This window comes from Roseburia sp. AF22-2LB (assembly GCF_003461125.1).
Classification (GTDB): Bacteria; Bacillota; Clostridia; order Lachnospirales; family Lachnospiraceae; genus Roseburia_C; species Roseburia_C amylophila.
On record NZ_QTWM01000003.1, the window covers coordinates 90,627 to 102,010 of the forward strand.

Genomic DNA, 11,384 nt, shown 5'->3' on the forward strand with positions numbered 1-11,384 from the left:
ATAATTGTATTAATTGTAAATGTTCTTAGAGTTTTGCTATTAAAGAAAGTCATGGATGTATTTTTGTCAGCAGATGATATAGAGGAAAAATCATTAAAAATTGGTTTGGGGATATATTGCCTGCTAACTACAACAGTGTATAGCATATTCCAGGTATCTATTGTGTATGAGATTTGTAATTGTTTAGGAATCATAGGAATTACTTGTTTTTATCAGGAAATGTGGAAAAAAAGATTATGGGTATCGTTGGTATTATTTAGTTTGGATATGGCAAATTCCCTGATAGTCCTTTTTGTTTTTGGGGATATTGCAAAATTTCAGCAGCCGGCAGTTCAAGTTCTGTTGATGTTGATTTTTACAACGATTATAAATCATATTTCTTATCTACCCGAAACAAAAGAGATAGCTTTTGATAGAAAGCAGACATTATTGCTGTTGGTGATTCCAGCAATGAGTATTATTGTCTTAAGTGTGCTAATGCTGGGAGAACTTGAGAAAATGTTTGCAATATTGATTAGCGGCTGTATGTTAATTATCAATATCAGTGTATTTTATTTATATAATATCCTGATAGAAAATTATATACATTTAAGGGATAATGATATATATAAACAACAAACATATGCATACCAAAACCAGTTAGAAGTCATTATGGAATCTCAAAACCGAGTTCGCGCTTTAAGACATGATATGAAAAACCACATTTTAGCGTTGCAAGTCTTAATACAAAGGAAAGAGGTAGAGGAAGCAAATCAATATTTAGATTCTATGAAGAATTTTATGACCAATCCGGAGGAGTATGTTAAGACAGGAAATGATATGGTTGACAGTTTGTTAAACTATAAGATACAAAAGGCGAATGAGGTCTTAAATGTGGTAGAAACAAAAATCAGCATACCAGAACAGTTGCGATTGCATTCGTTCGACTTAAATGTACTTTTGGGGAACCTATTGGATAATGCAATAGATGCTTCTATGCAGACAGAAAATAAGAAACTGAAAATAACGATAAAGCTTGATAAGGGAATTTTATTTTTGAATATTTGTAATAGCTGCCAGAGAATTGTAGGCGGTAGAAAGAATTTTTTGGAAACGACAAAAGAAGATAAAGTAAATCATGGGATAGGACTTAAAAATGTCCATAGAATTGTAGAAAAGTATCATGGAGATATAGAGTTTATATATGAAAATGATTCTATGGAAACGGATGTTATGATGTATGTAAAAGAGATGTAGCAGAGGGCTGTTGCAAATTCATGCTGAAAGATGCGATATGATTTTGTAACAGCTCTTTTGGGTTGATTTCGGCAATAATGTGGTCGAATTTCGCAAAGCTGAAGAAAAAGATAAAATTGCATTTATAATATGCTCATAATAAATCGTACAGGAGGCAATTATGAAAAATAAAGTTTTTAGATTGGTAGTTGTAACGATACTGATGTCAATTGGTATTTGTGGCTGTCAGAAAGCTCCGGAAAGATCAGCTAACAGGGATATTCTTCACGCAAAAGATTCCGTAGAGGATGAAATGGCTGCAATAGTGAATGAGTCTGAAAGCGCAATGGAAAATGATATGCAGGAAATTAACAGTACCATTGGTACTGGAGATAATGTGATCACAATTCGGGCACAGATGCCGGATGTTCCACAGAATGTTTATAACATGGTGCTTGGCGAAAATGAAACACTTACAAAAGACGTTTTGACAGAGTTTTTAGGAAGTGAAACAGGGAATATTAAGGATTTATCAGAGGAAGCACAAAAGGAAATGGAACAAATTAAGGAAGAAAACGAGCAAGGAGAAGAACGGGCAGAATATTCGGTCTTTGGAAATGCACCTATTTATAAATTATCAGATGAACAAAAGACAGCAAGTTTTTCATATGGAACAGGTGCATATTATCAGGATGAACTTTTGTATGAAAAGTGCGCATCTATTTATAAATCTGCAGATGAAACTGTATTAAAGGAAGCAGATAGTAAAAATGTTTATATGAATGCTGAAAAAATATTATTGGCAAAGCTTTCCTTAATTGGTATGACAGAAATTGATATTTACAAGATTACGCAGTATCAGAAAGAAAACGTCACATTTTATGAAATTGAGTTTACTCCGTCTTACGAGGGCATGGGGATTGTACATGAATTTGGTTCTATAACGTCAGGAGAAATTTTCCCGTCAGGAAAAGCATGGATATGTGAAGAAAGCATTGCAACCTTAAGTTTGGATGCTTGTATTGGCAAAGTGGAAACGCAGGAAAAATGCGAGACAGTATTGTCATGGAGTCAGATTGAAAAGATTCTGGAAACAAATCTGAATAGTGGAAAAATAAATGGAAGTAATAAAGCGGTTCTGACGGAAGTTGAATTTTTATATTATCCAATCTATAAAGAAGATGAAAATAAATTAGAATTGGTTCCCGTATGGCATATTTATACGCCTATGTCTGTATGGACGAAGAATGAAGAATTAGCTGAAGCGTTCACGGAAAATGGATCTATATGGAGTATTTGTGTGAATGCGGTATCGGGAGAAATCGTTAGGAGTGAGTAATTATGAAAGGGTTCTTTTTACAGGATTTGAAAAGAAGCTTCTTAAATAAAGGTTTTTTTGCAGGTCTTTTAGTAGTGACATGGATTTTAGTGTCAGCAGCATTCCATGCGCCACTTAACAGGAGCAGAAGCAGTTATTTTATTATGATGGAAGTATTTGCAGCATCAGGATTTACGCCGTTTGCGGCTATATTTCCGGGACTTGCTTATGCTTCTGCCTTTTGTGAAGAGTATAGCAGTGGATATATAAAAATGATTTATTCGAGAATGTTACCGAGAAAATTTGCTCTTACCCGTATTGTTACGGTCGCACTTTCAGGCGGGACTATGCTGGCTGTCCCATTTATCATTGTTTTGGGTATTGCTTACTGTTTCGGAATTCCTGGAATACCAACAGGAAGTGATGAGGGGCTTATGGCGGGAACGACATTGATTTTTTACATAGAACACTATGGAGAGTGGTATATCTTTCTTTGGAAGGTGATATTAGGTTTTCTATTTGGATGTATATGGGCATTGGCAGGTCTTGCATTTGCAGTATGGCTTCCCAATAAATATGTGGCGTTAATTGCACCATTTGTATTGTATGAGGCTATGTGGCTGGCGTTAGGAAAAATTTCGGTACTGAATCCGATTTATCTTATGCGGGGGGATGATTTGAACAATTATCCATTGTCTGGGTTTATGGAATGTGTTTACATTTTGCTCATATCACTTGTAGTTATGTGGGGATTGAAAAGGAGGTATCGAAATGGATAGGATAAAGCAGGTCTTTTACATGACGAAAACTACTTTTTTGGAAGAACAGCATAATAAGCGGGTAATTATGGGTTTTATTTTGGGAATAGCATTGTTTGGATACTGGTTAAATTTGTTTTTACAGTATGCATTGGATATCGGGGAACCGGTTAATGTCTTGGAAGCATTCATTGTAGTGGAACATCATCATAAAAGTATTTTGTTTCTTGTTGTTGGCTGGTTATTGATTATATCAGATGCTCCTTTTATTAAAAAGAATACATATCTGTCGCTATGTAGGAGCAGTCGAAAAAAATGGGATGCAGCTATGCTGCAATATATTATGATTCAGGCATTTTTATATGTTTCCAGCATAGCTGCTGTATCGGTAACTGTCAGTGCATTGCTTGGATTTTGGGGAAATATGTGGAGCAGTCCGGTTTATAATTTGGCGATGGATACGAATAATCATTTAGGAGTGAAATATAATATTTCATTTCCATGGGTGAATGTTATGCAAGCAATGACAGTACCACAGGCGTTTATGATTACTTTTATCCTTCTATTCTTTTATTTGGTATTGATTGGATTTTTGCTTTATGTGTGCAATCTTTTGCTAAAAGAAATTTATGGAATATTGCTCGTATTCGGTATACAAATTTCAGAATACTTATTACAACAAGAGGGAGTTACATATTTATCTCTCATGGCAAAAGCAATTCCCGGATATGCCATAGATGGAAATGGCGGACAATGGAAAGTCGTAGTTTTGTTTTGCACTATCATATTGGTTTTAGCGTTGATTTCTTTGTGGTTAATTGGACGGGTAGATTTTAAGGATGCAATGGAGGAGGAATAGACGGGAATGTCTTTGTTTTTTCAATTATTTGCAGGTGTTCCTATGGATGAAATGGATACATTTCCGTTAGTTCCTTTGGGATGCTGGCTATTTCCGATAGGTATTTATTTATTGATAATTAGTTTTCGCCTTGACAGGGATAAGCAGAATAGATGTTTTGTTATTGCTCGATATGGGTGGATACAGAAGTGGTGGAAACATTATTTCTTGAGAAACTTGTTAAATGGAATATTTGTAACGGTTAGTTTATTGACACTGTTCAAGCTGATTGATTTGTTTGTATTACATATGTTTACAGGAAATCTAAAGGAAATGTCAGTGATTTTCGTATTATGGGCAGTTCATACAATGACTTTATCGGCATTATTTCTTTTTTTGGAAACTTTAAGGATAAAAAAAATGATACCTGCAGGTCTATTGTTATTAGAAGGCTTAACTTTTCTGAGCGGTTTCCGTTTTAGAAAGAGTGCGAGATTTATGTTTGGAGTATGGGGAATGTATGTACAAAGTAATTTATATGAAGATATGTACGGCTTCTCTATTATAAGTGTAATTATTGTACAGGGCACAATCATTATTGCCTGTTATTGGCTTGGTAGCTATTTACTGAAAGGCAAAGAAATGGAAGGAGTTTAAGATTATGGAAAGCATTATAAAAGTTGATAAAGTAATAAAAAAATTTGGCTCAGATATTGCTCTTAGCAATGTTTCCATAGAATTTGAGAGAGGAAAAATTTATGGGATCATTGGAAGAAACGGTGCCGGAAAAACTGTTTTATTTAAGACAATGATAGGATTTTTAAAACCTACTAGCGGCAGAGTCATTGTAGACGGTAAAGAAATCGGCAAGGATACAGATTTTGCCGATAATATAGGAATTATCATTGAAACTCCCGGTTTTCTCAGCTCTTATAGTGGATATAAAAATTTGGAGTATCTTGCAAGTATTAAAAATATGATTGGGGAAAAAGAAATAAAGGAGAGCATGGAACGAGTCGGACTTGATCCGAACAGCAAAAAGAAAGTTGGCAAATATTCTTTGGGGATGCGTCAAAGACTAGGGATTGCTCAGGCCATTATGGAAAATCCGGACATTCTGATTTTGGATGAGCCGATGAACGGTTTGGACAATCAGGGCGTGGAAGATGTTAGAGAAATCCTTCTAAATTTAAAGGATGAAGGGAAATCTATTATTTTGGCAAGTCATAACAAAGAGGATATAGAAGTGCTGTGCGATGAAGTGTATGAGATGGATCATGGAAAGCTGATTACTGACAGAGGCAGATAAATATAATTATGAAAACAAATGTCCGTTTCAAATCATTTTAACAACTGGCATTGATACTTATCCAGAAGATTATAAGAAATTTGTATTTTTTAAATTGGAAGGAGAAAAGTATTTATTACAAGAGAATATTCTCGAAGAGAAATGTTAGTGTATATAGAACTCTCGAGGCTAAAGACAGTAGGTTCTCCTACTGTCTTTTCTTTGTGTAAAAAATCGCACCTGCTAAACTGCAAGTGCGACACTTTTGTTAATATTACGAGTCCTACGCAGCTCCAAGACGGAACAACATATGACTTTAGTAATATTATACACCATATTTGTATGAAGTCAAACAAAAAATTATTCAGATAAATCATTAGAAAATTCTTCACTTAAAAGGTTTTCATCATTATCAGAAGTAGTAAATTTCTCGCTTACAGGATAGGAGAAGTTTTTTCCTATTTTCTGAAAGCCATATTCCAGATAATGTGATTTGGGGATGAAGTTGTTTTCCGTAAGATTATGTAGTTTGGTGAAAAGCTCTACAAGCCATTCCTGAAATTTTGTTCCTGGTTCTTTTTGGTCGAGCTCATTTTCGTAATAATGTCTCACGATACCAGCAAATATATCGGCGAACTGTACTGCAGGAGTTACAGCAGAGCTGACAAACAAGGGCATTTCTAATATGTGATGGAAAGAACGCCCAAACTTCGTTTTGAACAGAAAACCTGTAATTGCCTCAGCAATTTTTCGGTCAGCATCCTCATGTACCTCATCAAATATCATCATTGCTTTGCCATAGTGATGATGGTTACAGTAAAACTCAACCTTTTTTAAAAGAAGGTAATACTGCTTCGGAAGATGATGTTCTGGAACAATAATTGGTTCATCTGGCTTGTCCATAATTACAGCGAAAATAGCAGCGTCATAAGAGGTAATGATGTCTACCATGCCCTCAACATATGCTTTATTATTTGTACGATTCTTGGTAATTGTCGCTTCACGAATAAGTTTTGTAGACTTTATTTCGTCCTGTTTTCCATAAATAGAATCTTTTAACTTGTATATCTGATTTGTGATTGGTTTAATATCATTCTCATGGATACAGACACCAAGCAGGATAGGATTCTTGGCTTTTTTGTAGCCGATATGATAGGAGCGGTTGTCTTTGTACGGATGTGCGTATTTGATGATTTCCGCAATGGTGCTTTTGATCAGAGAGTGGAATCCGGACAGGTTGAACGTGTTGTTCAGCGAATGATAAAATTGCTTGAAAAATAAGGAAAGGTTTATTTATAGCATTTAACTGCAACAGGATTCAGTTATTCGAAAAATTCGAATAACTCATAATTACAAGAGTGGTCCGTTATCCGATAATTTTGGATAACTGCTGGTAGCGGTTATTCACAGGGTGAAATTGGAAAAACAGTATTTACCCAATTCGCAAATCAGTTTAAATGAACTATTCGGAATTTCCGGATAGTTCAAATCTAATGGAAGCTAGGGCATATGTGATACCGATAAAATGATGATCAGATACCAGGTCGAGACGGTGAAATCCGGCAACTCAACTCCCTGCGAGTGAATGGCCAACTTGTGCTCAGAGCGGATGAATTGTGTAGAAGTTGAGCGGCTTTCACTGTCTCAACTGTCGAGACAGTGGCAGGGAGCGGCAGTGTAAAATTGCCTTGCATTATATAGGTAGAAAAGACCTTATGCTGATTTGTTCCCATAGACTGGGGTGGTTAAGACCTTGATATGGATGTCAATTTTGCTACAGATTGCATCTGTTTGCATCTGTGAATGTGCGATTTCAGAAGCTGTGGACATGTTTCCGTTTTGACAGGATATGTTTCCGCGAACGGGTACAAAACCTGACATTAATCAGAAGGTATCTAAAACTGATAGGAATGATATCTATCTTATCTATTGTTACTTGTTCTGATTTCTCCATTCCCGTGGGGAGACACCATAAATATTTTTAAATGCACGGGAAAAATGAAGCTGATTTTCGTATCCGACAGCAGAGCCGACATCTGCAATGGATAAGGAAGTCAGCTTTAATAATTCCGTAGCCTTTACCATGCGGTAGTTCATAAGAAATTCCTGCGGGGAGCGGCCAATCGAGTTGCGGAAGATTTTTCCGAAATAACTCCGGTTGATGCCACATACCGCAGCGATATCTTCAATCGAAATATTATTCTGAAAATTCTGTTCCATATAATTGATCGCTTCTTTTATATAATAATCACTCATGCGTCCGCTGGAGACCAGCTTTGTCGATTTTGCCGACTGTAGCAGATAATCCAAAAACAGATACAGATGCCCAATCAGATGGAAGGAGGATTCCTGCGGATGATTGACGATATAAAGCATTTCATCGGCAAGTTTTTCCCGTAATTCTTTGGAGTGTGAATGATAAATGGGCGCGTCTTTGCACAAATCTGTGACACTTAAAGCCTCTTTTACACGTAAGCCGTCAAATTCGATCCACATATATTCCCATGGAAGCTGTTCATCGGAAATGTAAGTATTGATCTGCCCCGGGAAAATCATAAATCCCTGTCCGCTTTTTACGGAATAGGTCTGTGTATCCCCGTTTGCATTGTCTGCCATGAGAGTTCCGGTTCCGGAAAGAATGTAGTGGAACAGGTAGTGGTTGCGTGTTGCAGGCCCGAATGAATGGCCGGGATCACATTGTTCATATCCAAACTGATACATGCACAGATCGATAAAATTTTCATTTGGAAAAATATTAAAAAATGTATTACTCATAAAACACTCCGTATATACCAAAATGCGATATTTGTATCTATTATAGCACAAAATATTGCATTTGGGTATAAAATTAAAAAAAAACTGGTATTTAAGGATGCATAAAGGTATGTTATAATCAGATTATCAAAAAGGTAAGCGGATATATTTAAGAAAAGGAGAGAAGAATATGGCAAAAAGAAGTATTTTCCGCAGTGTTGCGGTGGTGCTCGCACTTGGCATGTGTATGATGGGTCTTGCCGGATGCGGAAGTGAAAAAAGGACAGACGGGAAAACCGAAATCGAAGTGGTTTCCTACAAACCGGAAGCAGTTAAGGCATTTGAAAAGATTGAAAAGCGGTTCAATGAAACACATGATGACATCCATCTGACGATTTCATCTCCAAACGAAGCAATGACCATTTTAAAGACACGTTTTATCCGGGAGGATTATCCGGATATCATCGCAATCGGAGGAGACATCAACTATTCCAACTTTTTAGATGCAGATCTGTTTGATGATATTTCCGATCTGGATGAAGTCCAGACCGTAAAACAGGCATATCTGGATATGGATAAGGAACTGGAGTTTATTCCAAAGGATGGCACGTATGCACTTCCATATGTGGCAAACGCGGCAGGAATTTTATATAACAAAGATATGTTTGAGGAAAATGGCTGGAAAGTTCCAACCACCTGGCAGGAATTTACCACACTGTGTGATGAAATAGAACAGAGCGGAACACTTCCGCTGTATCTGGGCTTTAAAGATACCTGGACCTGTCTGGCTCCGTGGAATGCGCTGGCAGTCGGACTTACCGATTCGGATACCTGCAATCAGGTAAATATGGGAAATACCACATTTTCCGATACGTATGGACCGGTAGCAGAAAAGATGCGTGCGCTTTTGGATTACGCAGAAAAAAATCCGTATGCATATGGTTATAACGATGCATGTACAGCATTTGCCCGCGGGGAAGCTGCCATGTATCCGATTGGAAGCTATGCGATCCCGCAGATCAAATCGGTCAATCCGGATATGAATATCGGCTCTTTTACATTTCCTGCAAATGATGAGGAATCAGACAATGTATTAAATTCAGGAATTGATCTGCAGTTTTCCGTAATGAAATCATGCAAAAATAAAGAGGCTGCATATGAAGTTTTAAAATATCTGTATGACGATGAGACCATTCAGATTTATCTGGATGATCAGGGCGGAATTGCCTGCAAAGACGGGGATTTTGCAATTCCGGAAACACTCGAGGATATGCGTCCTTACATTGAAAACAACCGCATGGCAGATTATCAGGATCACCATTATCCGAGTGAGATGAGTGTGGATGCCATGATCCAGACGTTCCTGCTGGATACAAGCGACAATGCACAGGAAAAGTTTTTGAAAAAATTTGATTCCGACTGGAAGCGCTACAACCGGGATCTGATTCGGAAAGTACAGGATTATCAGAAAGAACAGGGGGATGCGCAATGAAAAAGAAAATGTCAAACAGGGACAAAACATTCTGGGCAGTTATCATACCAGTTGTGATCTTATTTTTTGCATTCAATACACTTCCAATGATCAAAGGTGTGATTTACAGCTTTACCAATTATAAAGGATACGGAACGTACGATTATGTCGGATTCCGGAACTATGCAGATTTGTTTACGGATTCCCGCGTGGGAAAAAGCTATTTGTTTACGTTTAAATATGCACTGGCCGGAACGATACTGGTAAATGTGCTAAGTCTGATCATGGCAGTTGGATTAAACAGTGCAATCCGTTTTAAAAGTGCACTGCGCGGTATTTATTTTGTACCGAATATTTTAGGAGGACTTGTCATCGGCTATATTTTCAGTTTTATTTTTACTTACATTCTTCCAACTGTGGGAAATGTGTTCCATATTGGATTTTTACAGAACAGTATTCTTGCAAGTGAAAAATACGCATGGATTGGTGTGCTGATTGTTGGTGTATGGCAGGCAGTTGCCATGAATACCATCATCTATATTTCCGGTCTGCAGACTGTACCGGAGGAAATCTACGAGGCGAGCATGCTTGACGGAGCCAGTAAATGGAAGCAGTTCTGGAAAGTAACATTTCCACTGGTGATGCCGTTTGTGACGATCAATCTGGTACTGAGCACAAAGAATTTCCTCATGGTATTCGACCAGATCATGTCATTGACCAAGGGAGGCCCGGCACAGAGCACCGAATCCATCTCTTACCTGATTTATAAAAATGGTATGGATGGCGGACAGTTTGGATTCCAGAGTGCAAATGCAGTCATTTTCTTTATTGTGATCGTGGCGATTTCACTTTTCCAGATGACAGTCATGAATAAGAAGGAGGAGCAGCTATGATGAAAGAAAAACAGAAAACAAACTGGGTACTTACGATTGTTCTGATTTTGGGGACGGTTACGGTATTTTTCCCGCTGTATATGGCAGTGATCATTGCGTTTAAGAAACCGAGTGAGATGACAAACGATGTGGCGGGTGCACTTTCTTTCCCGAAACAGTGGAGTTTTGAAAATTTCCGTCAGGCAATGGAAGTGACCGATTTCTGGCACTCTCTTGGAAACAGTTTACTGATCACACTGGTAACAATCGTACTGGCAATCCTGATCCACTCAATTGCAGGCTACGTGATCGGACGCGGCATGGCAAGAAGAAAAAGTTTCCGATTTATCTATCTGTATATTGTCAGCGGAATGTTTGTTCCGTTTTCCATCTTAATGATGCCTCTGGTAAAGCAGACGGCGCATATGGGACTTGGAAACCGCGCGGGTGTCATTCTGTTGTATCTGGTATTTTATATGCCAATGAACGTCCTTCTTTACAGTGGGTACTTAAAAAATATTCCGATAGCGCTGGAAGAGGCGGCAGATATTGACGGAGCAAGCACATGGACTACTTACTGGAAAGTGGTCTTTCCAATGATGATGCCAATGCATGCAACAGTTGCAATCCTGACAGCTCTTGGAACGTGGAATGATGTTATGACACCGCTTGTGATCATGTCTGGAACCGGACAGAATACGCTGCCGCTTGCACAGCTTAATTTCCAGACACAGTTTGGAACCAATTACAATCTGGCATTTGCTTCCTATATTATGGCACTGATTCCAATCCTTATTTTCTATGTGATTTGTCAGAAACAGATTTTAAACGGTGTGGCAAACGGTGCAGTCAAAGGATAAAAATAAAACG

At 37.7% G+C, this 11,384-nt stretch carries 11 protein-coding genes; 9 read left to right on the forward strand and 2 right to left on the reverse strand.

Annotated features, from left to right (window positions below):
- Positions 1–63 precede the first annotated feature (63 nt).
- The 6 genes from DWX96_RS05875 to DWX96_RS05900 all read left to right on the forward strand — a co-directional run bounded on the left by DWX96_RS05875 (position 64) and on the right by DWX96_RS05900 (position 5,438).
- On the forward strand, positions 64–1,236 hold the full coding sequence (locus DWX96_RS05875) for a sensor histidine kinase (protein WP_158561821.1): 1,173 nt from the start codon (positions 64–66) through the stop codon (positions 1,234–1,236).
- Positions 1,237–1,396: 160 nt separating this feature from the next.
- Positions 1,397–2,554, forward strand: coding sequence for a hypothetical protein (locus DWX96_RS05880; RefSeq protein ID WP_118056995.1), 1,158 nt, complete (start codon positions 1,397–1,399; stop codon positions 2,552–2,554).
- A gap of 2 nt (positions 2,555–2,556) precedes the next feature.
- A complete protein-coding gene (locus DWX96_RS05885; RefSeq protein ID WP_118056996.1) occupies positions 2,557–3,312 on the forward strand; it encodes a hypothetical protein in 756 nt (251 codons plus the stop codon).
- Positions 3,305–4,150 carry a hypothetical protein gene (locus DWX96_RS05890; RefSeq protein ID WP_118056997.1) on the forward strand — a complete coding sequence of 282 codons (846 nt, stop codon included), beginning with the start codon at positions 3,305–3,307 and terminating at the stop codon, positions 4,148–4,150. The genes DWX96_RS05885 and DWX96_RS05890 overlap by 8 nt, the downstream gene beginning before the upstream one ends.
- 42 nt (positions 4,151–4,192) lie before the next feature.
- A complete protein-coding gene (locus DWX96_RS05895) occupies positions 4,193–4,786 on the forward strand; it encodes a hypothetical protein (protein ID WP_147337968.1) in 594 nt (197 codons plus the stop codon).
- A 4-nt stretch (positions 4,787–4,790) separates the two neighbouring features.
- A complete protein-coding gene (locus DWX96_RS05900) occupies positions 4,791–5,438 on the forward strand; it encodes an ABC transporter ATP-binding protein (RefSeq protein WP_118056999.1) in 648 nt (215 codons plus the stop codon).
- A gap of 339 nt (positions 5,439–5,777) precedes the next feature.
- Here DWX96_RS05900 and DWX96_RS14555 read toward each other — a convergent pair whose 3' ends face one another.
- Positions 5,778–6,710, reverse strand: coding sequence for a DUF3800 domain-containing protein (locus DWX96_RS14555; RefSeq protein ID WP_330416156.1), 933 nt, complete (start codon positions 6,708–6,710; stop codon positions 5,778–5,780).
- A gap of 639 nt (positions 6,711–7,349) precedes the next feature.
- On the reverse strand, positions 7,350–8,192 hold the full coding sequence (locus tag DWX96_RS05910) for an AraC family transcriptional regulator (protein ID WP_117841541.1): 843 nt from the start codon (positions 8,190–8,192) through the stop codon (positions 7,350–7,352).
- A gap of 169 nt (positions 8,193–8,361) precedes the next feature.
- Here DWX96_RS05910 and DWX96_RS05915 point away from each other — a divergent pair, with 169 nt between their 5' ends.
- The 3 genes from DWX96_RS05915 to DWX96_RS05925 are packed head-to-tail and all read left to right on the forward strand — an operon-like array spanning position 8,362 to position 11,374.
- Positions 8,362–9,663, forward strand: coding sequence for an ABC transporter substrate-binding protein (locus DWX96_RS05915; protein ID WP_118057001.1), 1,302 nt, complete (start codon positions 8,362–8,364; stop codon positions 9,661–9,663).
- A complete protein-coding gene (locus DWX96_RS05920; RefSeq protein WP_118057002.1) occupies positions 9,660–10,535 on the forward strand; it encodes a carbohydrate ABC transporter permease in 876 nt (291 codons plus the stop codon). Before DWX96_RS05915 ends, DWX96_RS05920 begins: the two co-directional genes overlap by 4 nt.
- Positions 10,535–11,374, forward strand: coding sequence for a carbohydrate ABC transporter permease (locus DWX96_RS05925; protein WP_442969663.1), 840 nt, complete (start codon positions 10,535–10,537; stop codon positions 11,372–11,374). The genes DWX96_RS05920 and DWX96_RS05925 overlap by 1 nt, the downstream gene beginning before the upstream one ends.
- The last annotated feature ends 10 nt before the right edge of the window (positions 11,375–11,384 follow it).

Bases quoted from the DNA above. Each gene is read 5' to 3' on its own strand.
- DWX96_RS05920 (WP_118057002.1), top strand. From the start codon at position 9,660: ATGAAAAAGAAAATGTCAAACAGGGACAAAACATTCTGGGCAGTTATC.
- DWX96_RS05900 (WP_118056999.1), top strand. From the start codon at position 4,791: ATGGAAAGCATTATAAAAGTTGATAAAGTAATAAAAAAATTTGGCTCA.
- DWX96_RS05895 (WP_147337968.1), top strand. From the start codon at position 4,193: ATGGATGAAATGGATACATTTCCGTTAGTTCCTTTGGGATGCTGGCTA.
- DWX96_RS05890 (WP_118056997.1), top strand. From the start codon at position 3,305: ATGGATAGGATAAAGCAGGTCTTTTACATGACGAAAACTACTTTTTTG.
- DWX96_RS05910 (WP_117841541.1), bottom strand. From the start codon at position 8,192: ATGAGTAATACATTTTTTAATATTTTTCCAAATGAAAATTTTATCGAT.
- DWX96_RS05925 (WP_442969663.1), top strand. From the start codon at position 10,535: ATGAAAGAAAAACAGAAAACAAACTGGGTACTTACGATTGTTCTGATT.
- DWX96_RS05885 (WP_118056996.1), top strand. From the start codon at position 2,557: ATGAAAGGGTTCTTTTTACAGGATTTGAAAAGAAGCTTCTTAAATAAA.
- DWX96_RS05880 (WP_118056995.1), top strand. From the start codon at position 1,397: ATGAAAAATAAAGTTTTTAGATTGGTAGTTGTAACGATACTGATGTCA.
- DWX96_RS05915 (WP_118057001.1), top strand. From the start codon at position 8,362: ATGGCAAAAAGAAGTATTTTCCGCAGTGTTGCGGTGGTGCTCGCACTT.